The organism is Sporosarcina sp. P29 (assembly GCF_002743265.1).
In the GTDB taxonomy this organism is placed as follows: Bacteria; Bacillota; Bacilli; order Bacillales_A; family Planococcaceae; genus Sporosarcina.
Map to the genome: position 1 here is coordinate 291,948 of NZ_PDYX01000001.1, position 25,058 is coordinate 317,005.

The following is a 25,058-nucleotide window of genomic DNA, read 5'->3' on the forward strand; positions in this document are numbered from 1 at the left end:
CCTTCACGCCCTTTTTATTGAAATAAATAAAATACCTAAACTACCAATGAAGAATGCATGTAGAAACCAAATAAACAACATTTGCATTTCCATAACCGTGCCAATCATTGGTGCCATTAGTCCGACAATCAGACCATTCGTCAAACCAGTCACAAACGTCTGATAATCAATTAGCATGCCAAAGCAAGCCCCTACTGCCCCTCCGATACTCGCCGAGAGTAATGTAATATACGTGAAATGGAACGGCATATGAGTAATGAGTATGATTCCAAACAACAAAGCAGCCATCCCGCCCATTACCATGCTCATATTCATACCTAAATGGAAACCTATCAATTTCCTCATTTTTCGGATGTACATATAAAAGCCAATTATTAAACAGATGTCTGCATACAATAAAAACAGCAAGTTAGACTGCTCCATAGGTCACCTCGAACTAGCATATGGAAGATTAAACAAAATGGTAACCTGTTTACCTAATTTTTTCCGTGAATATATGAGAGAATCAAACTACGTACTTTGCTTTCTTCCATTTACTTGATTACTACTAGCACTATTATTTAGTACAAATATGCCAATACTTCACTGCTGGTTATTCATCACACATATATCATGCGAACTCGCCTCTCGTTTGGTACACTTAGAGATGTAGTAATTTTAAAAAGGGAAGTGTTTTTATGGTTGGACGTAATGATCCGTGCCCTTGTGGCAGTGGCAAGAAATATAAAAAGTGTTGTGAACGAAAAGATGCTGTAACAGTCGAAGATTTACTGACAGATGAAATGGAGAATATACTACAGACGTTTTATGATATTCATCCAGAGCGACCAGATGTACCGGCGTTCGTGGAATTTGCAAATACATGGAAAGCTTCATTGGATAGTTATTTACCACAAGAAATGATTGAAACGATCGCGCTCGATGAATTCTTCTTCCATCAACGGAGAGATATTTGGGACGACTATTTGGCCAAGCAGAAGAAAAAACATATTCGCCCATCGATTCTAGAATTACTTGATAGATGGTCAGAGCCGAGGGTATTTGTCGGTGAAGTAACTGCTGTCGGAGATACATATTTAACAGCTACAAGTATTCTAGGTGATGAAACGATTGAATTGTGGAAAGAAAGCGATAAGCCTGTTCCCGTAGGTGTCCACTTCTATTGCTTCATACTTTCCGACGGTACGTCTAAAGGTAATTATCTAGCAGTTTCCAGTTTAATCTTCTTCCCGACTGATCATTCGGAAGCGATTAAACAGTTTGCTAAAACTCTTGCAGACACGGAAAACCCTTCACTCAAAGACTCCATCATGAAATTCTGGATTGCGCTTGGTGAAAGTGGCTATACCGGAGATGAGTTTACTGAATTCGAAGCAGGCGTTATAGAGTCGGCTGCTGAATTTTTAAAGCAACATGACCGAGAATCGCAAGCTTTGCTAGAAGTGCTTGAAGATTTCTTAGTAGATGAGCAGCCAAAAGCCCGAAAGAAACTAGCGATTGCGGCCGGTGCAATCCGTTATGGTTTAGACAATAAATATTTCGAACCGCTTGATATGACATTAAAAGAGATCGCAGAAGCATTTGATGTTTCTACCTCATCGATGAGTAAATATGCGAAGGACCTAGCAGAATATGCTAGTGATAAAAATTAATTGATATAAGGAGTTACGAACATGGTACTATCACATTCCCGTTTATCAGATGCATGGGAAGCATATCAAGATGTAGATTTGCACGGGAAGCAAGTTCTATCCAGCATAGAATTCACGACGACCTATTTATGCAATATGCGTTGTGAACATTGCGCGGTAGGATATATGCTACAACCGAAAGATCCACAAGCATTACCAATCGAGTTGCTATTACAGCGGTTGGATGAAATCCCCCACTTGCGAACGATTAGCTTAACAGGTGGCGAGCCGATGTTTTCGAAGAAATCTGTCGAGCAGTATGTCGTACCGTTATTGCAGTATGCACATGCGCGCGGAGTTCAGACGCAGATGAATTCGAATCTAACTATGCCTATTGAACGTTATGAATTAATTGCACCGTATTTGAATGTCCTGCATATTTCACATAACTGGGGTACAGTGGATGATTTCATCGATGGTGGATTCGCTCGGATGGAACGCAAGCCGCCACGTGAGCGTCGTGCAGCACAATTCGAACGAATGATCGAAAACAGCCGCGCATTGTCTGAAATGGGTGTTATGGTGTCAGCAGAAACGATGTTGAATCGCCGAACATTACCTCATTTACAGACCATTCATGAACAAATTGTCCATGAAATGAAATGTGGTCGCCATGAAATACACCCTATGTATCCTAGCGATTTCGCTTCTTCATTGGATGTACTAACTTTGGATGAAACACGTACAGCAATGTTCGATCTGCTGTCATACCGTGATCCACAAACGTGGATGCTATTTGGGACTTTACCGTTTTATAATTGTAGTAACGACGCAAAAGATCAAGAATTGTTTGCGAAACTTGCAGCAAGTGAAAACGTCACGGTGCGAAATGATCCAGACGGTCGTTCTCGGTTGAATGTCAATATGTTTACCGGAGACGTGATCGTGACAGATTTCGGAGATGTTCCTCCACTAGGGAATATTCAAACCGACCAGCTAACGGATTTATATACGAAATGGCAACAACATCCCTTAGCAAAAAGCGTGAGCTGTCACTGTCCTGCAGTGCGTTGTCTTGGACCGAATTTACTCGTAAAAGATGCCTATTATCCAAATGTAGACTTTTTGAAGCGACAGCAAAGATAAGGTAGATGAAAAAACCACGTATGGCTCATAGTTGAGTCCATACGTGGTTTTTATTTTCCGAAGCCCTGGAAATGTTCATCAATAGCTTCTTGGAACGTCTCTGATGCTACTGCTTCTTTAATCGCTAAAGCAAAATCCTTCTCACGATCTTCTTCTCTGACCGCAACGATATATTGCAACTCTTCACCAAGCTCTTCATGTGCTAGTGCGTCTTCCAATTCCATTTCATTGACCATAATATAATTGTCTGGAATGATAGCTAAATCACCACTTGCCATAGATGGGATCAGCTGTGCAATCAAGATAGGCTGGATGTTCAAGTTTTTCGGATTACTATCAATATGTTTTTCTGTAACCGCATAAGTGGGTGCACTTGGATCCAATGAAACTAATCCCTGTTGTTCAAGGAAACGTAGGGCTCTCGCTGTGCCTAGTTCATCATTCGGAATAGTAATCCATGAACCGTTAGGAATATCATCCATCGACGTCAACGAGTTAGAATATAAGCCTAGTCCCACACTTGGAACTTCCGTCAAAGCCACTATAGGCAAATCATATTCTTCGTTAAATTGTTGAAGATTAATTTGTTGTTGGTTGATGTTGGCATCTATCTCTCCATCAGCCAACTCTTTATTCGGTTCAATTAAATCTACGTACGATTCTACTTCGACTTTGTACCCTTGTTCTTCAAGTGCCGGTTTTAATGCCTGATCGATGACTTTCGCATAAATTCCTGCCGTCGTACCAATTTTTATCGTCTCATTGCTGACGGTTGGACTGCACGCTGTTAATAGCAATCCAACGATCGTCATCAGACCGAGTACTTTCATTTTCATCTTCAAATCGTTCCTTTCAAAAAACTGCTATCTTCATCATATTCGCTGTAATTTTGACTGTCAAACCAAATCTTGCAATTAAAAAGATGTGCAACATTGTACACATCTTTTTTCTCGCTATGTAATTTCACCAGACTGCCGGTTTTTGTACCATAAGCCAAAGCATCACCATAAGCAATCCAATATAAATCCAGGCAGTGCGTTGTAACTTGTTGAGTACTGCTTCCCTGTCATTGCTTGGTTCATGGAATCTTTTCAATACAGAAGAGAAACCAGTTGCCAGGAAGAACCCGGACAGCAACATGACGCCTATTGTGAGAATAATCCACGACGTGTTCCATGGCCACGGACCAAATAAAATTAATAATATACCAGTCACAACAAGCACATGGCCTGAATGCATAACGAGTCGTATAATGACTCGGATAATCGCCAGATAGATGTCTTCTGCTTCTGCTTTAGCAGAACGTAGCCGGCGTATTAATGGCAGCAAGAGGAATAAAGGTCCTACTGAAATTATAGCCGACACTACGTGTGCAAAGACAATCGCTCCGTAATAAAAGTTCATTTAAGAGATTATTTCTGAATTGGGCTATATTCGTGCACCCAAACTTTCATTTTAGGAAGCCAAGGCATTTTGTCGTGGATCGACAGCATCGCCTGTTTATATTCTTCAACTGTTTGATGACCTTCTGATTTGGCGTCTTCATCTGTCAGTTCTCCGAGTGTTTGTTCATATAATTTTTCAACTTTGAACTCTTTGCCTTCTAACGTCATCGTTTCGCCTGGGTATGCATAGACACCATTACGTCTAGTAGCCCACTTTTCACCGTTGAGTACTTTTTGTACATCCTCCGGAATAGTTACAAGTCTTTCAATGGAACATGTTTTTTCTGGATAATTTGTCATGCTAACACTCCTCTTGATTCATTAATCTTTCACCTATACTAGTGTAACCCTTTTCATCAATGAATTACAGCTTTTACTTCCCAATAAAATACCCTCACCACTGGAGTGACGAGGGGTGGTACTTATTTTACTTCTACTGTATGTTCTTCATGCTCGTGAATATCTTCATTTTCAATATGAATAATCACTTGATAGCTGCCCACTTTAGGGAATTGATAGTTTGCTGTATATTCACCCGGCTTGGATTCTTCCGTATCTACCCATGTGGTTTCCTTATCTGCCGAGATGATTTCATAGCGAACCTGCGCCTCTATTGCTTCACCGTCAAGCTGTGCATGCGTCATCAACTCTGTATCAGTCTCTACTATCGCTTCTTCTGGTTGCATGAAGTGAAGAGAAAGTCCTTCTACTCCTTCGCCATGTTCATGATGTTGGTCTTCTTTGGCACTCTCATGTCCATCCGATTGTTGGGTAGCATCCCCAATTTGGATTTGCTTTTCAGGCATGATGTGCATCCCCCGTGCAGTAACATGGACCTGTACGTGATAAATACCGTCAGTCTCAAATGTGTTTTCTGCTGAATAAATACCTTCTTTATCATTGGTTGTTTCCACGTGAATGCTGTCTTCTTTCTTACCTTCTTCCCAAATTTCATACTCTACTTCCGATGCGTCCTCTACATTTTCTTCACCTTGTGTCACCAGTGTAGTGAGTGTCACCGGTTCATTGATATTTCCTTGTTCAGGTACTGTAAGTTCTACTTCAATTGGTTCAGGTAAAACAGCTTCCGTCGGTACATCTTCATCTTGACCACATCCAGCAAGAATTCCGATCATCGCCGTGCTCATTACTAACATTCCGAAACGTTTCATCTTTTCATTCTCCTATCTATTCGTTTAGCTGTTATGATTATAAAATATGTTTACGAAATTTCAATGAAGTTTTAACAACTTCTCGAAACTTCATGTAGATTTCACATCTTTTACGGAAAATTAAACTATAAGCTTTTATGAAATGAGGCGTAGTAAATTGAGTTACCAATTATTAGTCATTGACGACGAACAGCAAATGCGTGATTTGATTCGTGTGATCCTCGAGGATGCCGGATATAGCGTATTCGAAGCCAGCGACGGTTTGCAGGCTCTGTCGATCGTCAAACAACATACGATAGATTTATGCATTGTCGATGTGATGATGCCCTATATGGACGGCTTCACATTTGCAGAGGAGATGAAACGCACTTCATCGATCCCATTGATTTTCCTATCTGCGCGAGGCGAGGAATGGGATAAAGTTCAAGGTCTAAAACTTGGTGGAGACGACTACATCGTCAAGCCTTTCTTACCAGGAGAACTGGTCGCGCGGATCGAAGCCGTCTTGCGTAGAACATACCGTCATAATCCTGAACCAATTGTATTACAAGCTGGTCCACTTACCATTAATGAAGACTCATATACAGCACAGCTTAAGGGAAAACCTTTAAATCTAACTTTGAAGGAATTTGGCTTGCTGTTGTTGTTAGTCAAACATAAAGGACGTGCCTATTCCCGAGAACAATTACTTGAATTGGTCTGGGGCGATGATCATCAAAGCAGTGAGCGGACAATTGATACACATGTTAAAACGCTTCGTCTAAAATTAGGCGACGCTGGTAAAATGATTGAAACGGTATGGGGGATCGGCTACAAGTTAGAGGACTCTGAATGAATAATTTAAATCTAAGCAAAAAGATGTTGATTGTATTTTTAGGAAGCATCACGTGTACCATATTATTTTCATTCTTCTTCATTCATTACTTGTATACCGAATTATATAAAGAACAAATTAAAGAGTCGATCATATATCAAGGAAATCGAACAGCTTCCCATTATCATTACGGTGAGCTCAGTGATTCGATCATCGAAAAGATTCAATGGTATAATATCGTCTCAGAGTATGAAATCATCGTCGTAGATCGCTTAGATGATTTAACGTCCTATTTCCCTTATCAGATCGATTATCAATCACTCATCAATGATAGTGATGAGAAGATCCTAGAAACAGGCAAGCCCGTTATGAAAGAAGGCTACGTAGATGAATTAAATCGTGAAATCTTCGGTGGCATTTTCCCTATTAAAGGAGAAAATGGACTGATTGGTTTCATATATATATATGTTCCGCTCGCTGCGATCCAAGATGTTTTTCATGACAGTTTACCCATTATGATACTCGTCGGGAGCCTATTCTTCCTCGTTCTATTTTTAATTTTGCGGCGTGTGTGGCGTTCGCTGTTCGAACCGTTGCAAACATTGCAAACCTATTCAGAAGAAGTGTCTAAAGGTGATTATTCGAATCGACTCAATACAGGACGGACAGATGAGATAGGTAAACTGGCGACTGCATTCGATTCAATGAGTCGTTCCCTTGAAGAACAAGATCAGCGCAAGAAAGATTTCACTTCAAATATTGTACATGAGCTCAGGACACCATTGACATATATTAGCGGCTACGCGCAACTTTCACGCAATAAAATCGATTCGTCTCCTGACGATGTAAAACACTACTTATCAACCATCGAGAAAGAAACGGAACGCCTAAAGAAGCTCATACATGATTTAGTCGAGCTAAACCATTTGGAACAGGATGTATATACACTGGAAACTGAACCGATTGCGATTGCGCAATTACTATTGGATACGTTGGAATTATTTGCGATTCGATTACAGGACAAAAATATTCAGTTGCGTACATCGATTGATGAGGAATTAATTTTGGGAGGTGATCCTAAACGATTGCAACAAGTCTTTTATAATACGATCGATAATGCAGTAAAATATGCTGAGCAATCCATTACTATTCATCTGACCGCCAGTAAGCAAGGTGTACAATATCGCATAGCCAATGATGGCGTGACCATAGAAGAAGAGGACGTAGAGCGAATCGGAGAACGCTTTTTCCGTACCGATAAAGCACGAACTCGCACAACAGGCGGTACGGGACTTGGTCTATCGATCGTCAAAGAGATTGTCCGGTTACACGGAGGTACATTCACAATTTCCAATGAAATAACAGAAACCATTGTGGTCATTGAATTACCTGAGCAAATACAAAGGAGTGAAAACAGTTGAAACGTCTGATTCCTTTTCTGTTGATGCTCGTACTATTTATGAATGGGTGCAGCCAACCTCTCGAACGTGGGAAACAAGTCCGTGAATTCACCTTCACGGATCAGCATGATCAACCATTTAGTTCCAAGGAGCTTTCTGGTTCGCCATGGATTGCAGACTTCATTTTCACAAATTGTACAACAGTTTGTCCGACCTTGACGAGTGAGATGGCAGATCTACAAGCAGAGTTGAAAGATCAGGACATCGAAATGAACTTCGTCTCTTTTACTGTAGATCCTAATACCGATACACCTGCAGTATTAAAAGACTATATCGCAAACTTTACTGATGATGAATCAAACTGGCATTTTCTAACGGGCTACTCACAACAAGAATTCGAAGCGTTTGCTCGGGAAGAGTTCCAGACTTTTGTGCTGAAACATAAATCTTCTACGCAAGTTGTCCATGGTACAAACTTCTATCTACTGGATTCGGAAGGCTATATTCTGAAGGAGTATAATTTCTCGAATGAATCCTATAAAGAAGAGTTACTGGCCGATCTAAACCGCATGAAATAACAGTCGGGTTGCGTGACGATTTTCGTCAATTCCGCTATACTAGGTAAGGAAAGCAGGTGTACGTGTTGGATTCTCGTTATTGGAAAGCCGGTTTTTTTACTGCGCTGACTTCATTTGTTCTACTCATTTTAGGCGTACGGACAGTTCTTGGACATGACTTGGTCGTCAATAACTATTTGACGTTTGCCGTATTCGGTCTGATGGTCGGGATTGTCACTTCCCTTTTATTGTTCTATCAGCTATCGATTGCATTTAAAATGTTCATGGTCGTCCTGGTTCTAGCGTTTGCTGAGATGTTCCGCAGCTTCCTGATGATGGATAATGAATTTTCGGAAGCTATTGGTATTTTATCGCTGTTCATTATTTCATCATTCGGACTAGCCATCTCTGTGATCGTTCAATTTATCGTAAAATTAGCGCGTAAAAAGTAAAAAACGGTTGGAGAATTATTCTCCGACCGGTTGTTTTTTTGTTTTTTTGATTTGTTTACTTCGTAGTTGACCGCACGCCGCGTCGATATCCGTACCATTTTCAAGACGTACCCCACCGTTAATACCTTTGCGTCTGAGAGCTTCGTAGAACGATTTAATCGCTTCCGGTTCACTCCGCTGATACTGGCCATGTTCATCTACTGGATTGTACGGGATCAAGTTGACGTATGAAAGGTGACGCTTATCCGCAAGCAATCGACCCAACTCTTCTGCTTCTTTAACGTGGTCATTCACGTCACGCAATAAAATATACTCAAATGTGATCCGACGATTTGTTTTTTCTAAATAATAGTTGATTGAATCCATCAATTTTTCAATCGGGAATGCTTTGTTGATCTTCATAATGGATGAACGTAACTCATTATTTGGCGCATGTAATGAAACCGCCAAGTTCACTTGTAGTTTTTCATCTGCGAAGTCCTTGATTTTCTCTGTCAGACCACTTGTTGAAACTGTAATATGACGCGCACCGATTGATAGACCTTTTTGGTGATTTACGACATGAAGGAAGTCCATCAAGTTGGAATAGTTATCGAATGGTTCGCCTATACCCATGACTACAATATGGCTTACGCGTTCATCTTCGCCTTTGCCATCGAGATACTCTTGCACTTTCATGATTTGACCCACAATTTCTCCTGCATCAAGATCACGATTTTTGCGTAAGAGTCCGCTTGCACAGAAACTACATCCGATATTACATCCAACTTGTGTTGTAACACAAACAGAATGACCATAAGGGAATTTCATCAAAACCGTTTCGATCAAGTTGCCATCATGCATTTTGAACAGGAATTTCACTGTGCCATCCTGTGAAACTTGCTTAACATTTTGCTCAAGTGTTTGAACCGAGAAGTTTTCATTCAATACATCAATGGTTTCTTGATTAATGTTATTCATTTCATCGAAAGATAAGACACGTTTTTTATAGAGCCAGTCCCAAACTTGTGCTGCACGGTACTTTTTTTGTCCATTTTCTATAAGAAAGTCTGTCAATTGTTCAATTGTCAAACCGTATATCGATTTTTTCATATGATTTCTAGCCTCATTTCAAAAATTACAATCTTTTTATTATACTACAAGATTGTGGTGAAAGGAACAACTGATTCGTTTTATTACTGTTTTTGTTGGACATCTTTGTCCGTTCTAAGTTTCATGAAAAATGCCAAAAGATTTAATGCCGCAAGCACGACAAAGAATATTCCCATTCCGGTATGTCCTGTAGCGATTCGGTCATATGCAAAGTACGCCATCACCAGACCAATGACGAGATCAATGATTTTTGAATTAAACAAGTTACTACCCCCTTACTATCCTAACCGTAGTATATCAGAAAAAAGCACCTACAACCGAATTCCCATTCGACGTAGGTGCTGGATAAGCTATCTATTTTTACACATTTGTTGCAGTAAGATTATGCTTTTTGATGAAATCTGTAAGAACTGTCTCAAGATTTGGCGTTCCGATTTCATCCAAGTCATAATAAACACGTGTGCATGGCTTATTGATATTGATAACACGTGAAAGATCCATAGGTGTACCGATAATGACTGCATCTACATCCGCTGCATTGATCGTTGCTTCCAAATCCTTTAACTGCTCTTCGCCGTAGCCCATTGCAGGTAAGATATTTTCAATGTGCTGATACTTATTGAAAGTAGTGATCAAACTTCCTACTGCATATGGACGCGGATCGACAATTTCAGCTGCACCTAAACGCTGTGCTGCAATCACACCCGCACCAAGTTTCATTTCACCGTGAGTCAATGTCGGACCATCTTCAACAATTAACACACGCTTGCCTGTGATAATTTCTGGATTATCTACAGAGATTTTCGATTCCGCTTTAATGATTGTACTGTTTGGTGCCGCAAATTTAATATTGTTTTCAACCGTCTGAATCGCTTCTTCCGATGCACTATCGATTTTGTTGATGATGGATACATCTGTTGTACGCAAGCATACTTCACCTGGATAGTATTTCAATTCATGGCCAGGACGGTGTGGATCAAGAACTGTGATTGCCAAGTCTGGCTCATAGAATGAAAAGTCGTTGTTTCCGCCATCCCAAAGGATTACGTCACAGCCGTCTGGATCATTTTCAGCAGCGTCTAGAATATCCTGGTAATCTACACCTGCATAGATGATATTTCCACGATCAACGTGCGGCTCGTATTCTTCCATTTCTTCAATCGTACATTTATGTTTTTTGAAATCTTCTACTGTTGCATAACGCTGTACACGTTGTTCAGCCAAATCGCCATAAGGCATTGGGTGACGGATCGCTACTACTTTCAAGTCATGCTCAAGCAATGTTTCGATGATTTTACGTGATGTCTGGCTCTTCCCTGTTCCAGTTCTAACCGCACAAACTGAAATAACTGGTTTATTACTTTTGATCATTGTTGCTTTTGATCCAAGCAGTGTAAAGTTAGCGCCTGCAGAGTTTACAATTGCACCAATTCCCATAACTTTTTCATAACTAAGGTCACTATAAGAAAATACACATTCATCTACTTCTAGTTCTTTAATTAACTCCGGTAACTGATCTTGTGAATAGATAGGGATTCCTTCAGGATACAATTCGCCGGCTAATTCAGTCGGATATTTACGTCCATCGATATCCGGGATTTGTGTAGCTGTAAATGCTACAACATTGTATTCCTCTTTACCACGGTAGTATGTATTGAAATTGTGGAAGTCTCTTCCTGCTGCACCAATAATGATTATATTTTTAGTTTTCATAAGTTTATCTCTCCAATCAAGCTTCTTTTTATTATTATAAGGCAAGATGTATAAAAATACAATAGAAAAAGTTAAAAATACATGGTTTTGTATACATATACATCTTTTATACGTCAAATATCGTCATAATAGCTATTATAACAAGAATTTATGCTTCTATATATACATTAAAGACAAGAAAAAGCCATTCAGTCTCGAATGGCTTTTAGTCGATTTATTCATTTACTAAGTTGTTTAAGCACTTCAAACAGTGTATTCATCTGTTCGTCAGTACCGATGGAAATACGTAAATATTCACGAATATCCGCTTGATCAAAGTGGCGGACTAAAATTCCACGGTCTTTTAACTGTTGATACAATACTTTTGCTTCCTTATGCAAAGGCTTCACAAAAACAAAGTTTGCATCAGAAGGCAGCACTTCAAAACCTAATTCTTTTAAAGTATGGACTGTAGATTCACGTGTGCGAATAATTTTGTTCGTACTTTCCGAAAAGTATGCATGATCTACAAAAGCAGCAGTAGCCCCTGCCATAGCTAAACGATCAATTGTATAGGAGTTGAATGAATCTTTGATGCGCGTTAATCCTGCAATCAATTCAGGTTGTCCAAGTGCAAATCCAACACGCAATCCTGCGAGTGCACGAGATTTAGATGTGGTTTGAATCACAAGTAAATTCGGATAGCGATCAATCAACTTCATCGCAGACGGACCTGCAAAATCAATATACGCTTCATCGATAATGACTACTTGATCTTGGTTGTTTCGCAAAATATCTTCGATTACATCCAACTCAGCATAAATACTTGTCGGTGCATTCGGGTTTGGTAGAATGACGCCGCCTGGTGAGTTATAGAACTGCTTTTTAGGTAATGTGAAATCAGCATTTAATGGAACTTTTTCGAATGAAATATTAAATAGCTTGGAATAGACCGGATAAAAGCTATAGCTAATTTCAGGAAACTTAATGGTCTTTCCTGGTTCGAAAAATGCCATAAATGAAAAGGCCAGCACTTCGTCAGAGCCATTACCAACAAAGACATGATCTTTTGTCAGTCCGTACGTCTCCGCTATCGCGTGACGCAATGGGTCTACTGTTGGTGAAGGATAGCGTTGCAATGTGTTGCCGCTCAATTCCTCTTGAATAGCTTGTAATACTTTAGGGCTTGGTGGATACGGGTTTTCATTCGTATTTAATTTAATGATATCTGGCTGATTCAACTGCTCACCCGGAACATAAGGTTCTGTACGGCGCGCAACTGTGCTCAGAAATCTACTCATTTGCGTGGCACTTCCTTTTTCGGTCGTCTTTCCCGTAGCACTTGCTGAACATCTGTTAGATCTACGTCAAGAATGTTCATTAATACAAGTGTATGGTAGACCAGATCTGCAATTTCATTGGACACTTCTTCTTTGTCCGCGTTCTTTGCACCGATTACGACTTCTGTAGATTCCTCTCCGACTTTTTTCAATACTTTGTCGATACCTTCGTTGAATAAATACGTCGTATACGAGCCGTCTATTGGGTTAGCTTTACGATCTGCAATTTCGTCAATTACTTCATAGACGACTTCACGTAAAGATTCTTCTTTTTCGGTTACTGTTGTAAAGAAGCATGTTTTTTCGCCTGTGTGACAAGCAGGACCTTGTGGCGTGACTTGGACTAGCAATGTATCTTGATCACAGTCTACAGAAATACGTTGCACTTGCTGGGTATTTCCAGATGTTGCGCCTTTATTCCAAAGTTCTTGTCTTGAACGGCTATAAAACCACGTTTCATTTGTTTCCAACGTCTTTTCAATTGATTCCTTGTTCATATAAGCAAGCATTAGGACTTCCCCTGTGCGATCATCTTGTACAACCGCTGGGATTAGACCTTTATCGTCGAATTGTAATGCATTGATGTCTAGTGTCATTTTAGTCATTCCTAACTGCAATATTTTCTTCTGCCAAGTATTTTTTTAAATCGCGAATATTGATTTCATTGAAGTGAAATACGGACGCAGCCAAAGCTGCATCTGCTTTCCCTTCTGTCAGTACATCTTTAAAGTGTTCAGGTTTTCCTGCGCCACCACTTGCGATGATTGGAATATTGACAGCTTCGGCCATAGCACGGTTGAGTGCAAGATTATACCCGTCTTTGACGCCATCTTCGTCCACACTATTGACGACTAGCTCGCCAGCGCCAAGTGCTTCCATTTTCTTCGCCCATTCGATCGCATCAATCCCTGTTTCTTCCATGCCGCCTTTTGCATAAACCGACCACTTATTTTCGCCTTCTTGACGAACATCCATTGATAACATCACACGCTCTGATCCGTATTTATCTGCTACTTCTTTAATTAGTTCCGGATTAGTCAAAGCTGCACTATTAATAGATATTTTGTTACCACCGAGTTCAAATACTTTGTCCACATCTTCAAGCGTGCGAATTCCTCCGCCTACGATGAATGGGATTGGCACTTCTTTTGCAATTTCCTCAATTAAATCGAGGAACATACCACGGTTTTTCGTCGATGCAGAAATATCATAGAAGACGAGTTCATCTGCACCATCTGCAACATACTTTTTTGCTAAAGTTAGGGGATCTGCTACTTCCTGAACGTCTAGAAATTTCTTTCCTTTTACAACTTTACGATTATCTACGTCTAAACACGGAATGATCTTTTTAGTTGTTGACATGACTGTCGTCCCCCAATAGTTTTTTTAAGGATAGATTGCCTTCGTATAATGCTTTCCCAATAATAGCGCCGTACATGTCTTCAGCAGCGAGTTTCTTAATATCCTCTTCTGTCGATACACCACCTGATGCGATGATATCAATTGAAGATGCTTCATCCATTATTTTCAGTTCTTCAAAGTTTGGTCCCTGGAGCATGCCGTCTTTCATGATGTCTGTATAGACAACAGTTTTAACGCCTATTTCCGCTAAGTCTTGTAATAAATCAACTGCTTTGACGTCACTAGTTTCTGTCCAGCCATCAGTTGCGACTAAACCGTTACGCGCATCGATTGAGACAGCAATTTTATCACCGTATTTTTTAACGGCCTTTTTCAAGAATTCAGGATCTTGGATAGCCGCAGTGCCGATAATGACACGTGCCACGCCGTTTTCGATATGCGAGTCGACGATGTCCATGTTGCGAATTCCGCCGCCTACTTGAACGGGTACGCTGACTGCTTTTGCAATGGCTTCGATGGCTTGTTTGTTGGCAGAGTTTCCTGTTTTTGCGCCGTCAAGGTCTACGACGTGAATGTACTCCGCTCCTTGGTTTTGCCATTCTTGTGCCATGTTTGTTGGTGAATCATTGTAAATTATTTCTTGTGCATAGTCACCTTGGATAAGGCGAACGCATTTGCCGTCTCTAATGTCGATTGCTGGGAATAAAATCATCAACTAGTCCTCCTAATAAATGAAATAAGAATTAAGCGCGTTGATCTGCACTCTGGGCGGACGCATTCCTGCAGGAGTCGCCGCCCGCAGTGAAGACCAACTAGAATTTCTTTCAGAGTTCAAAACCGTAAAATATTTAATTACAAAGACCCTTTAGTAGAAGGAATGCCTTTTATGTCTGGGTTGATGGTGCTGGCTACGCGTAGGGCGCGGCCGAAGCTTTTGAATACGGATTCTATAATGTGATGTGTGTTTTTTCCGTAGTTCAAGTTGATGTGCAATGTAATTTTGGCGTTGTTGGTAAACGCTAGGAAGAATTCTTCGACTAGTTCTGTGTCGAATTCCCCTACTTTGTCTTTCATTCCGTCTACGTTAAAGACGAGGAATGAGCGACCGCTTATATCGATTGATGCAGTGGATAGTGCTTCGTCCATTGGTGTGGAAACTAAGGCGAAGCGTTCTATTCCTTCTTTTGTGCCAATACATTGATTGAATAATTGTCCAAGTACGATACCGATATCTTCTACAGAATGGTGTTGGTCCACTTCAATGTCGCCATCGCATGTTACGGAAAGATCAAAGCGTCCGTGTTTTGCGAATGCCGTCAACATATGGTCAAAGAAGCCAACGCCCGTGTTGATATTTGTTTTTCCCGTGCCATCTAACGAAAAGTCCATTTCAATAGATGTTTCGCCTGTCTTACGTGTTAGTTGTTGTTTGCGCATTAGTATCCTGCCTTTCGTACTTTAATCGAGTTGGCATGTCCTGTTAATTGTTCAGCATCTGCTAATGTAATGACGTCTTCCGCCACTTCTGCCAAAGCGTTCTCGGAATAGTAGATAATACTCGACTTTTTCATAAAGTCATACACACCTAATGGTGAAGAGAATGCTGCAGTTCCACTCGTCGGTAATGTGTGATTCGGTCCAGCCATATAATCACCTAATGCTTCAGGTGAGTGCTGGCCTAGGAAGATGGCTCCCGCGTTTCGTATAGCTGCCAAGTGTTCCATAGGCTGATCAATCATTAGCTCCAAATGTTCTGGTGCTAAACGGTTCACGATATCAAATGCTTCTTTCAATGAATCGACAATAATGATCCGGCCAAATTGTTCTATTGATTGAGTTGCGATTTCTTTGCGCTCAAGTTCCGCCAGTTGACGTGCTACCTCTTTAGATAGCTCAGAAGCAAATGTTTCGCTTGTCGTGATGCACACTGCCGCAGCGCGCTCATCGTGCTCTGCTTGGGATAACAAATCTGCTGCCGCATAAATAGGATTTGTGTGGGCATCGGCTACGACACAAATTTCACTTGGCCCAGCAATCATATCGATGGCTACATCACCGAACACCCACTTTTTCGCTCTTGCAACGTATGCATTCCCAGGGCCAGTAATTTTGACAACTTTTTCAATTGTCTCTGTACCGTAAGCTAGTGCAGCTATCGCTTGTGCCCCACCTACTTTATAGATTCGATCGACACCCGCTTCTTTCGCCGCAACTAAAACGTGGGGATTAATCTTGCCGTCACGTTGTGGTGGTGTCACCATGGAAATTCGTCCGACTCCCGCAATCTTCGCTGGTAATGCGTTCATTAAGACCGTCGACGGATAGGCAGCTTTCCCGCCTGGGACGTATAGTCCAACGCTATCGATCGGTGTTACTTTCTGACCGAGCATGATACCTTCATTTGGATTCAAGAACCATGATTGTTCTTTTTGCGCTTCATGATAAGTCGTGATACGCTCTTTTGCTGCGCGTAATGCACGGTAAAAACCAGCTGGAACTGCTTGTTCCGCTTCATTAATTTCTTCTTCTGTGACGATTAAGCTGTCTAGCTTCACGCCGTCAAAACGTTCAGTGAAATCCAGAACTGCGCTATCCCCTTCAGAACGGACTTTGTCAATAATCGATAAGACGTTGCGATCAAATTCCAAATCCGTTTGATTGGAATCATTGCGCCTTAGAAGTTCTTCAATGAACTCAGCTCCGCGAATGATCTTCATGAACGCACCTCCAAGCCTTCCTTCATATCTTTGATGAACTGCTGGATATCACCAGTCTTCGTAGCATAACTTGCTTTATTCACTATCAAACGTGCACTAACATCTGCCATCTCTTGCAAGACAACAAGACCATTTTCTTTTAATGTTGTACCCGTTTCGACGATATCGACAATGACATCTGACATGCCAATCAACGGCGCGAGTTCAATAGATCCATTCAATTTGATCATTTCAGTACGGATACCTTTTTTGTCGAAAAACTCTTTCGCTACTAATGGATACTTTGAAGCAACCGTCAGAAATGGAATGTTTTCAATTGGTGTATCGGGATATCCCGCCACAGCCAGCTTACAACGCCCAATTCCTAAGTCTAGTAATTCATAGACATCACGAGGGTCTTCCATCATGACGTCTTTTCCCACAATCCCCACGTCCGCTGCGCCTTTTTCAACGTACACTGGAACGTCCACTGCTTTGACAAAAATCAGTTTGATCTTTTGTTTGTCATCATAAATGACGAGCTTCCGGCTTTCATCTGTGAATTCGGAGAAATGCACATCCGATTTCTCGAGAAACTTCATCGCCCGTTCTGCTGTTCGTCCTTTTGCCATTGCTACTGTTAAATAATCCATTCAGGTACCCCTTTCTTGCTTGCGATCAAATCAAGCAATTGTTTGAAGTCGATGAACTTATTTACTTCTTCTAGATCCACTAGTTTGTTTTGTTGTTCTGTTAATTGAATTGTGTAGAGACTGTCTGTCTGGTGTTTCTCATCGATCATAGGTTTGGAAATGACCCGATAGTCACGTTCTCTCAACTCATTCGTAATATCGATTGCGTATTTAATACGGCTTTCTTCATATAATACAGTCACGTCGATACTATATCGTTCCTTCTGTTCTCTAGTAGATGAGGCTTTTACTAATGATTCGATTTCACATGCAAAACCAATCGCCGGTAATTTCATTCCAAACTCTTCGCTTAATGCGTCATAGCGGCCACCCATCAGTACGGGCTTGCCGAAATTCTCTACATAGCCTTGAAAGATGATTCCCGAGTAATACCCCATGTGGTTGATCAAGCCGAGATCGATGACGATATGCTTCTTCAAGCCATATAGTTCGACGATATCGCACGTTCGCTGTAAATAGTTAATGGCTTCCTGTACCGATTCACTAACCTGTAAGTTTTGTAGTCTTTCAAACACTACTTCAGGTGCACCGTATAATAGAGGTAATTGCTCGAGTACTTCTTTAATAGAAGGATCTATAGATAATCGCTGTAAGAACGGACCTATTTCCACGACGTTTTTTGCTTGAATCAACGTCTTGAGTTCAGTCGTTTGTTCTGCAGTGATATCAGAGCCTGCAATTAATTCATTAAAGAACCCTGCATAACCAATTTCAATTTTCACATCTGTGAAACCAACGTCCCGTAATGCGTGACATGCAAGCATAATCGTTTCTGCATCTGATGCGGGTGAACTCTTGCAATAGAACTCGACTCCCGCCTGCGTTTTACCGATACGTTCACTTTCTTGGAATGTCTGTCTAAAGACTTCCTGTACGTAATAATAACGCATTTCTTCGGGTAATTTATCATTCAACTGAACGAGTTGCTGTGTCAATGGTATCGTAACATCCGGTCGTAATACGAGTACTTCACCGGTATAGTCAATCACCTTGATCATTTCATTTTGATTGATTGAGGTACGGACATTAGAATACAGATCATATTGTTCAAATGCGGATGTTTTAATACGCTTATAACCGTATGTAGTGAATCTTTTTCCTAGTGTGCCGATGATTTTTTCATGCTTTTCATGTTCATTTCCAAGAATTTCAGAATACAAGATTTCTTCTACCGCCTTCCATGCGAAAAATATACTTCACTGCTTTACTACGCTAAAGTTAATTATTACTATAATGGTTATGTAGAGCATTGTCAACTGTTAGTAGCATCGTTCATCTGCTACAATATGTAGTAAAGAAAAGGAGACTGGAAACTATGTTTGATTATCATATGCACAGCGCATTTTCAGCGGATTGTGAAATCCCTATGGAAGAGATGGCCAAAGCTTCTATCGCTAAAGGACTTACCGAAATCTGCTTTACCGATCACATTGATTATGAATACCCGGATGAAACGATTCATTTCGATTTTGACAAAACTGAATATGCACAAAAGATACTCCAATTGAATGAACAATTCGATGGCCAACTGACGATTAAAAAAGGGGTTGAAATCGGCTTACAACCTGACCTATTGCATCTTTATGAAGAGTTGATGGACGAGCATGAATTTGACTTCGTCATCTGTTCATTGCACACAGTCGAAAATAAATCCTTACACTATCGCGAGCTATTTGAAGATCGTTCAACAGAGGCTGCGTTTGAGACGTATTATAAAGAACTATTATATTGTGTTCAGCATTACAAGCGTTACAGCGTGCTTGGGCATACGGATTTGATCAAACGCTATACCGATCAGCCGCCAGCCAATTTATTTCATGACTATTTAGAAAAGATCTTCAATACTATTATACCAGATGGTAAAGGGATTGAACTGAATACTTCGGGTACTCGCTACGGATTGCCACACAATATGCCAAGTGAAGATATTTTGCGTTTGTATAAACAATGCGGAGGCGAAATCATTACACTTGGTTCAGATGCGCATAGGACAACAGAAATCGCACATGAGTTCAAAGAATCATTAGAGTTATATCAGTCGATCGGCTTTAACTATTTGGCTACATTTACGGAAGGTCAGCCAGAATTCCATAAAATCTCTTCTTTATAAGAGATATAGAAAAGTGACGAAAACTTCTTTGGAGTTTCGTCACTTTTAATTTTCAATATATTCCTATCGTCTAAACAACCATGTTTTCAACAAAGCCAAGCGTTCACGAAATCCTACTTTTGCTTTGACAGATTCCGGAGTCTTCGCTGCAACGACATCAGACTCCCATCCGATCTGTCTAGCAAGAAATCTCGCTCGAGCCAAGTGATAATCACTGCTGATTATGGTCACGCCTTCCACTTCAGGAATGATAGTTTGGCTGAATTGTAGATTCTCATTTGTAGAAGTGGATTGATCTTCCATAATTAAGCGTTCTTTCGCAATACCATGTTCTTGTAAATAACGATACATAGCTTCGGCTTCGCTAATGCCCTCATCTTTTCCTTGTCCACCAGAAAGCACCAGCTGTACATGCGGATATTGCGTAGCATACTCCACAGCGCTCTCCAATCGGTAACGTAATGATAGCGAAGGAACTTCTCCGTTCACTTTAGCACCTAGAATAATTGCATAGTCATAGTTTCCATTCGCTTTCATTTGTTGCGCTTGTTTTATTCGATCTCCTGGTAACATCCAAAACATCCCCAGTCCTACAATGATGAAAACTACCATTATGGCTATACCCCATAACTTCTTCATTCAGACACCCCCTGCTATATTCATAAGACGGTGATGAATGAAAAGTAGTTCCAAAAAAAGAGCAGCGAATCTTTTCGCCACTCTGCTCTTGATATCCACCTTAAGACTTCTTAACGATTTGCTCTTTATTGACCATACTATGCACTTCAGTAGGTAGTCCCCATAGCTTAATGAAACCGACCGCTGCCGCTTGATCAAACTCATCATCAGATGTGTAAGTTGCTAATTTCTCATCATATAGCGAATTAGGAGATTTACGACCTTCTACTATTGCATGACCTTTAAACAACTTCACACGAACTGTACCATTGACGTATTGCTGCGTCTCTTTAATGAACGCCTCAAGCGCATTACGTAAAGGAGAGAACCAAAGACCGTTGTAAATCAATTCACCGAGTTTTTGAGAAATGATTGGCTTAAAGTGCGCTAATTCTTTTACGAGCGTTAAGTCTTCAAGTTCCTTATGAGCTTTTAACAACGTGATGGCTCCAGGCGCTTCATACACTTCACGAGATTTGATACCGACTAAACGATTTTCTACATGATCGATACGTCCAATACCATGTTTACCAGCAATTTCATTCAACTTTGTGATCAATTCGCTTAATATATATTTTTCTCCATCAATTGTAATCGGAACACCTTGTTCAAAGCCAATCTCAATAACATCAGCCGTATCCGGTGCATTTTCAATGGAAACCGTCAAACCAAATGCGTCCTCTGGAGGTGTTGCCCATGGGTCTTCCAAAATTCCACATTCATTTGCACGCCCCCACAAATTCTGGTCCACCGAGTACGGATTATCCAAGTCAATCGGAATGGGAATATTATGTTCTTGTGCATAATGAATTTCTTCTTCACGTGACCAGCTCCACGAACGCACCGGTGCTACCACTTCAAGCGTTGGATCCAGTGACTTGATCGCCACTTCGAAACGTACTTGGTCATTCCCTTTTCCTGTACAACCATGAGCTACAGCGGTTGCTTGTTCTTGATGGGCAATCTCCACCAGCTTTTTGGAAATAAGAGGACGGGATAAAGCAGAGACAAGTGGATATTTATTCTCATAATATGTTTGAGCTTGCAATGAAAGAAGGACGAAATCCTGTGCAAATTCTTCACGTGCATCAATGACATAGCTGCTAACTGCGCCAACTGTAAGAGCTTTTTCCTTAATGAAGTCGAGATCTTTACCTTCACCAACATCTAAGCAAACCGCTATTACGCTATATCCTTGATCCGTTAACCATTGAATTGCAACTGATGTGTCTAAACCGCCTGAGTAGGCTAAAACAACTTTCTTCTTTTCCATGGGTAAATCCCCTTTCATGCAAGTGCATGTATGTTTATTCAACTTAATGTATTTTTATAATAACATATTTCAATTGAAACGCAATAGGAAAGAATAAAAAAACAGACACATTATGTAAAAAAATGTGTCTGCTTTATATCACTTATCGAATTCCGTGTGCCACCATTGCATCAGCTACTCGCAGGAAGCCTGCTACGTTAGCGCCCATTACGAGATTGCCTGGTTTTCCGTAGTCCTCTGCCGCCGTACTGCAATCTTTATAGATATTTTGCATAACTTCTTTCAAATGCATATCTACTTGTTCTGCTGACCATGATAGACGCTGACTGTTCTGAGACATTTCCATAGCGGAAACAGCTACACCGCCAGCATTGGCAGCTTTTGCAGGTGCGAATAATACGTTGTGTTCCTGGAAAATTATAATCGCTTCAATTGTACAAGGCATATTCGCGCCTTCACCAACAGCTTTGACGCCATTTGCGATCAGCATATGCGCTGCAATCTCATCGATTTCATTTTGTGTAGCACACGGAAGTGCAATATCACATGGAATAGACCAAATTTCTGTACAATCTGCATGATATTCTGCATCAAGATGTTCTTTCGTATATTCCCAGATACGTTTATTGCCGTACTCTTTTAGTTGCTTCACTAATTCAAGATCTATTCCGTTCTTATCATAAATATAGCCATCAGAATCACTACACGCGACAACTTTCGCTCCAAGTTGCATAGCTTTTTCCATTGCGTATGTCGATACATTACCTGAACCTGAAACTACAACAGTCTGACCTTCCAATGAAAGTTTGTTTTCTTTCAGCATCTCATCTACGAAATACACTGTACCGTAACCAGTTGCTTCTTTACGACCAAGGCTTCCACCATGGTCAGGATTTTTCCCAGTTAAAATACCTGCTTCATAGCCACCTTTAATCCGGTTGTATTGACCGAATAGATAGCCGATTTCACGTTTACCGACACCAATATCCCCTGCGGGCACATCGATGTCCGGTCCAATATGTCTACTAAGTTCTGTCATGAAGCTTTGCGTAAAGCGCATGACTTCTCGGTCAGACTTACCCTTTGGATCGAAATCAGACCCACCTTTACCAGCCCCGATTGGCTGTCCTGTTAAAGCATTCTTGAAAATCTGCTCGAAAGCGAGGAATTTCATAATACTATTATTTACAGATGGGTGGAAACGAAGTCCTCCCTTATAAGGTCCGAGATCACTATTGAACTGAACGCGGAAACCTCTGTTTACTTGCACCTTACCTTTATCATCTTCCCACGCTACGCGGAAGGAAATGATTCTTTCTGGCTCTGTAATACGCTCTAGTATTCCATTTTCCATAAATTCGGGATGCTTTGCAAAGACCGGACGAAGAGAATCAAAAATCTCTCTTGTCGCTTGTAGAAATTCCTTCTCATCTGGATTCCTTTTCTTTACCAATTCGTATACATTATGGACGTAATCATTTGCTCGTTTACGATTATTATATTCTACCTCACCAATCTTCGTCATCTGCAATCATCCCTTTCCTTAGTTGTTCATTAAAAACTGTCGACTGACCAGTCGCTCATTTACTCAGTGGCTATGATTTTAAAAATACTTAACTTATATGATTAAAGAGTAAATTCTACTAGATAAATTGAATTTTAATTGTTCAAAATATTTCTTTGTATTCCAATATTATCACTGAAAAGATAGCAAGTTACAAGATTTTTTTAGAAAATCTCTATTTTGACTTAACTTTTGTGTCAATTTTATGTACTATATTAAACTTTGTCATTTACATTCGACTGAATTCAGAGTATTATTAAACTATTCAAACAAACTATGTGAAGTCATAAATGTAAGCGCATACACATACTAGTGAGAACAATACGAAAAGAAAGAGGCGAAGCGCCATGACAAAGAAAACAAGTACAATTCGATCATTCCTGGGAGCGAACCTACTCCTCATCATGACTTTTGCTTTCCTACCTGCTTTACTCGTAAATCCAGATATGGATATGTTCCAAAGTGCTATGAAATTATTAAATAACGAGTGAGAACTCATATGACAGAGCCTTTCCTTTTTCTTAAGGAAAGGCTCCTATATTTATAGCTTGCGAATAGTAAACCGATCTTCTAATAACAACCAATTTTGCGGGAATGCAAGGCCGAGTTTCCAGTACATGATCCCTCGCAACTTGAACTTCTTCAGCAAGTTAAACTTCTCGTTGATGCTTCGTGCATCCTCAAACCACACTGCATGTTCGGTTCCTTGTTCATCATAATACGTATAATGTGGCGCTTGGGCTAATGCATCGTATTCTATAGCGACATTCTGCTCGATTGCCAAATTGGTCGCCATCCGTGGACTTAATGCCCTGGCGGCTTTACTGTCCGATTGACCAAATGGTGCTGTCCAATCATAACCGTATAGATTTTGACCTAAAAAAACTTTTTCATTCGGGATTTGACTTACAGCATATTCCACTACTTTCGTGACTGGACCGATTGGACTCACAGCTTGTGGTGCACTATACGTATATCCCCATTCATACGTCATCAATACAACGAAATCTACAATCTCTCCATGCACTTTATAATCATGGGCACCATAAATACCTGTAGTTACTTCCCCTGCTTTTGGTGCAAGTGCTGTGGAAATCGTCAAGCCAGCTTTATGGATTTGATCGCGCGCATTTCGTAATAATTGATTATATAATTCCCGATCTTCAGGGAATAATAACTCAAAATCGAAGTGAATATCCCCATAACCGATTTCTTTTGCTATTTCAATGGCACTTTGAATCATCTGGTTCTGTGCCGCTTGATTGGTAAAAATCACATGCGCTAAATCTGCACTGAATGAATAATCTTCTAAATTTGTCACAACTAGCATATTTACTACACCTGCGTTTTTTGCGATAGTCGGAATATCAGCGAGTGCCGGTGCTTTGAGCGATCCATCACGTTGTACTTCATAGCTGAACATCGCAAGATACGTTAGACCGTCCACACGGTCACGAACTTCTGCCAGCATATCTTGACTGACAGGATTACGCGGTTCTACATATAATAATGAATCAATCAATGTTTTCTCTTCTTGTGGTATATACAAACGCTGACCAATCATTAACCTTCTAGTAGGGTCAATTGCATTAATTTCCGCCAAGCGTGCGACTGTTAAACCGTATTTTTGTGCAATTGTATATAGGCTATCTCCAGGTCGCACCCAGTAATAAGAACCTATTATTGGAATGACAAGCGCTTGTCCTACAGCTAATCGTATATCACTTTCTAATTCATTTACTTCGGCTATTTGCTCGTATGGCACACCGTATATGTTACCAATTTTATATAAACTCTCACCTTGCGAAACTACATGAATCTGCATGTATCTCCACTACCCTTCTTGAGTTCTATCCTTATGATATGTTAGTGCGTTACGAACTATGCATGAGTGGTGAATGTCATTTCATATGTATAAAAT

General features: G+C 40.5%; 28 protein-coding genes. 8 read left to right on the forward strand and 20 right to left on the reverse strand.

Going from position 1 to position 25,058, the window contains the following annotated elements:
* Positions 1 to 3: 3 nt before the first annotated feature.
* Positions 4 to 423, reverse strand: a complete 420-nt coding sequence (locus tag CSV68_RS01360; protein ID WP_099632695.1) for a hypothetical protein — start codon at positions 421 to 423, stop codon at positions 4 to 6.
* A gap of 254 nt (positions 424 to 677) precedes the next feature.
* On the opposite strand from CSV68_RS01360, the gene CSV68_RS01365 reads away from it, so the two are divergent.
* Both CSV68_RS01365 and yfkAB read left to right on the forward strand, forming a co-directional pair.
* Positions 678 to 1,652, forward strand: coding sequence for a YecA family protein (locus CSV68_RS01365; RefSeq protein ID WP_099661300.1), 975 nt, complete (start codon positions 678 to 680; stop codon positions 1,650 to 1,652).
* 21 nt (positions 1,653 to 1,673) lie between these two features.
* Positions 1,674 to 2,777 carry a radical SAM/CxCxxxxC motif protein YfkAB gene (yfkAB, locus tag CSV68_RS01370; protein WP_099661301.1) on the forward strand — a complete coding sequence of 368 codons (1,104 nt, stop codon included), beginning with the start codon at positions 1,674 to 1,676 and terminating at the stop codon, positions 2,775 to 2,777.
* 50 nt (positions 2,778 to 2,827) lie between these two features.
* Here the strand turns inward: yfkAB and CSV68_RS01375 are convergent, their stop codons facing one another.
* From CSV68_RS01375 to CSV68_RS01390, 4 genes are all read right to left on the reverse strand, one after another.
* Positions 2,828 to 3,613 carry a MetQ/NlpA family ABC transporter substrate-binding protein gene (locus CSV68_RS01375; protein ID WP_099661302.1) on the reverse strand — a complete coding sequence of 262 codons (786 nt, stop codon included), beginning with the start codon at positions 3,611 to 3,613 and terminating at the stop codon, positions 2,828 to 2,830.
* A 127-nt stretch (positions 3,614 to 3,740) separates the two neighbouring features.
* Positions 3,741 to 4,181, reverse strand: a complete 441-nt coding sequence (locus CSV68_RS01380; RefSeq protein ID WP_099632691.1) for a DUF2269 family protein — start codon at positions 4,179 to 4,181, stop codon at positions 3,741 to 3,743.
* Positions 4,182 to 4,189: 8 nt separating this feature from the next.
* A complete protein-coding gene (locus CSV68_RS01385) occupies positions 4,190 to 4,522 on the reverse strand; it encodes an ASCH domain-containing protein (protein WP_099661303.1) in 333 nt (110 codons plus the stop codon).
* A 122-nt stretch (positions 4,523 to 4,644) separates the two neighbouring features.
* A complete protein-coding gene (locus tag CSV68_RS01390) occupies positions 4,645 to 5,394 on the reverse strand; it encodes a FixH family protein (RefSeq protein ID WP_099661304.1) in 750 nt (249 codons plus the stop codon).
* A gap of 142 nt (positions 5,395 to 5,536) precedes the next feature.
* On the opposite strand from CSV68_RS01390, the gene CSV68_RS01395 reads away from it, so the two are divergent.
* The 4 genes from CSV68_RS01395 (at position 5,537) to CSV68_RS01410 (ending at position 8,617) form a co-directional block, all read left to right on the forward strand.
* Positions 5,537 to 6,229 carry a response regulator transcription factor gene (locus CSV68_RS01395; protein WP_099661305.1) on the forward strand — a complete coding sequence of 231 codons (693 nt, stop codon included), beginning with the start codon at positions 5,537 to 5,539 and terminating at the stop codon, positions 6,227 to 6,229.
* Positions 6,226 to 7,629, forward strand: coding sequence for a sensor histidine kinase (locus tag CSV68_RS01400; RefSeq protein WP_099661306.1), 1,404 nt, complete (start codon positions 6,226 to 6,228; stop codon positions 7,627 to 7,629). The genes CSV68_RS01395 and CSV68_RS01400 overlap by 4 nt, the downstream gene beginning before the upstream one ends.
* On the forward strand, positions 7,626 to 8,186 hold the full coding sequence (locus tag CSV68_RS01405) for an SCO family protein (protein ID WP_233192833.1): 561 nt from the start codon (positions 7,626 to 7,628) through the stop codon (positions 8,184 to 8,186). The genes CSV68_RS01400 and CSV68_RS01405 overlap by 4 nt, the downstream gene beginning before the upstream one ends.
* A gap of 65 nt (positions 8,187 to 8,251) precedes the next feature.
* Positions 8,252 to 8,617, forward strand: coding sequence for a hypothetical protein (locus tag CSV68_RS01410; RefSeq protein WP_099632686.1), 366 nt, complete (start codon positions 8,252 to 8,254; stop codon positions 8,615 to 8,617).
* A gap of 15 nt (positions 8,618 to 8,632) precedes the next feature.
* Here the strand turns inward: CSV68_RS01410 and rlmN are convergent, their stop codons facing one another.
* The 11 genes from rlmN to hisZ form a co-directional block, all read right to left on the reverse strand.
* On the reverse strand, positions 8,633 to 9,709 hold the full coding sequence (gene rlmN, locus CSV68_RS01415; RefSeq protein WP_085426671.1) for a dual-specificity RNA methyltransferase RlmN: 1,077 nt from the start codon (positions 9,707 to 9,709) through the stop codon (positions 8,633 to 8,635).
* An 83-nt stretch (positions 9,710 to 9,792) separates the two neighbouring features.
* Positions 9,793 to 9,972, reverse strand: coding sequence for a hypothetical protein (locus tag CSV68_RS01420; protein ID WP_099632685.1), 180 nt, complete (start codon positions 9,970 to 9,972; stop codon positions 9,793 to 9,795).
* A gap of 97 nt (positions 9,973 to 10,069) precedes the next feature.
* Positions 10,070 to 11,422, reverse strand: coding sequence for a cyclic 2,3-diphosphoglycerate synthase (locus tag CSV68_RS01425; RefSeq protein WP_099632684.1), 1,353 nt, complete (start codon positions 11,420 to 11,422; stop codon positions 10,070 to 10,072).
* Positions 11,423 to 11,640: 218 nt separating this feature from the next.
* Positions 11,641 to 12,702, reverse strand: a complete 1,062-nt coding sequence (hisC, locus tag CSV68_RS01430) for a histidinol-phosphate transaminase (RefSeq protein ID WP_099632683.1) — start codon at positions 12,700 to 12,702, stop codon at positions 11,641 to 11,643.
* Positions 12,699 to 13,346 carry a bifunctional phosphoribosyl-AMP cyclohydrolase/phosphoribosyl-ATP diphosphatase HisIE gene (gene hisIE / locus CSV68_RS01435; RefSeq protein ID WP_099633006.1) on the reverse strand — a complete coding sequence of 216 codons (648 nt, stop codon included), beginning with the start codon at positions 13,344 to 13,346 and terminating at the stop codon, positions 12,699 to 12,701. Before hisIE ends, hisC begins: the two co-directional genes overlap by 4 nt.
* Complete coding sequence (gene hisF, locus CSV68_RS01440) at positions 13,339 to 14,103, reverse strand: imidazole glycerol phosphate synthase subunit HisF (protein ID WP_099632682.1); 765 nt, start codon at positions 14,101 to 14,103, stop codon at positions 13,339 to 13,341. The genes hisIE and hisF overlap by 8 nt, the downstream gene beginning before the upstream one ends.
* The gene (gene hisA / locus CSV68_RS01445) at positions 14,090 to 14,815 is read right to left on the reverse strand and encodes a 1-(5-phosphoribosyl)-5-[(5-phosphoribosylamino)methylideneamino]imidazole-4-carboxamide isomerase (RefSeq protein ID WP_099661308.1); all 726 of its coding nucleotides are present in this window, start codon (positions 14,813 to 14,815) and stop codon (positions 14,090 to 14,092) included. Before hisA ends, hisF begins: the two co-directional genes overlap by 14 nt.
* 140 nt (positions 14,816 to 14,955) lie before the next feature.
* Positions 14,956 to 15,540 (reverse strand): imidazoleglycerol-phosphate dehydratase HisB, encoded by a 585-nt coding sequence (gene hisB / locus CSV68_RS01450; RefSeq protein ID WP_099632680.1) that lies wholly within the window; start codon positions 15,538 to 15,540, stop codon positions 14,956 to 14,958.
* Positions 15,540 to 16,820, reverse strand: coding sequence for a histidinol dehydrogenase (hisD, locus tag CSV68_RS01455; RefSeq protein WP_099661309.1), 1,281 nt, complete (start codon positions 16,818 to 16,820; stop codon positions 15,540 to 15,542). The genes hisB and hisD overlap by 1 nt, the downstream gene beginning before the upstream one ends.
* On the reverse strand, positions 16,817 to 17,452 hold the full coding sequence (gene hisG / locus CSV68_RS01460; RefSeq protein WP_099632678.1) for an ATP phosphoribosyltransferase: 636 nt from the start codon (positions 17,450 to 17,452) through the stop codon (positions 16,817 to 16,819). Before hisG ends, hisD begins: the two co-directional genes overlap by 4 nt.
* Positions 17,440 to 18,672 carry an ATP phosphoribosyltransferase regulatory subunit gene (gene hisZ, locus CSV68_RS01465; protein WP_158232969.1) on the reverse strand — a complete coding sequence of 411 codons (1,233 nt, stop codon included), beginning with the start codon at positions 18,670 to 18,672 and terminating at the stop codon, positions 17,440 to 17,442. Before hisZ ends, hisG begins: the two co-directional genes overlap by 13 nt.
* 155 nt (positions 18,673 to 18,827) lie before the next feature.
* Between hisZ and CSV68_RS01470 the strand changes: the two genes are divergently transcribed.
* Positions 18,828 to 19,622, forward strand: coding sequence for a histidinol-phosphatase HisJ family protein (locus tag CSV68_RS01470; protein ID WP_099632676.1), 795 nt, complete (start codon positions 18,828 to 18,830; stop codon positions 19,620 to 19,622).
* 63 nt (positions 19,623 to 19,685) lie between these two features.
* On the opposite strand, the gene CSV68_RS01475 is transcribed toward CSV68_RS01470, so the two are convergent.
* The 3 genes from CSV68_RS01475 to gdhA all read right to left on the reverse strand — a co-directional run bounded on the left by CSV68_RS01475 (position 19,686) and on the right by gdhA (position 23,098).
* Positions 19,686 to 20,261, reverse strand: coding sequence for a YdcF family protein (locus CSV68_RS01475; protein ID WP_099632675.1), 576 nt, complete (start codon positions 20,259 to 20,261; stop codon positions 19,686 to 19,688).
* A gap of 100 nt (positions 20,262 to 20,361) precedes the next feature.
* Positions 20,362 to 21,573, reverse strand: coding sequence for an argininosuccinate synthase (locus CSV68_RS01480; protein WP_099632674.1), 1,212 nt, complete (start codon positions 21,571 to 21,573; stop codon positions 20,362 to 20,364).
* A 142-nt stretch (positions 21,574 to 21,715) separates the two neighbouring features.
* Positions 21,716 to 23,098: an NADP-specific glutamate dehydrogenase gene (gene gdhA / locus CSV68_RS01485; RefSeq protein ID WP_099633005.1), complete on the reverse strand. Its 1,383-nt coding sequence runs from the start codon at positions 23,096 to 23,098 to the stop codon at positions 21,716 to 21,718.
* Between the two features lie 386 nt (positions 23,099 to 23,484).
* Here gdhA and CSV68_RS17275 point away from each other — a divergent pair, with 386 nt between their 5' ends.
* Positions 23,485 to 23,628: a hypothetical protein gene (locus tag CSV68_RS17275; protein ID WP_199168332.1), complete on the forward strand. Its 144-nt coding sequence runs from the start codon at positions 23,485 to 23,487 to the stop codon at positions 23,626 to 23,628.
* A 50-nt stretch (positions 23,629 to 23,678) separates the two neighbouring features.
* On the opposite strand, the gene CSV68_RS01490 is transcribed toward CSV68_RS17275, so the two are convergent.
* Positions 23,679 to 24,962: a LysM peptidoglycan-binding domain-containing protein gene (locus tag CSV68_RS01490; RefSeq protein WP_099632673.1), complete on the reverse strand. Its 1,284-nt coding sequence runs from the start codon at positions 24,960 to 24,962 to the stop codon at positions 23,679 to 23,681.
* Positions 24,963 to 25,058 lie beyond the last annotated feature (96 nt).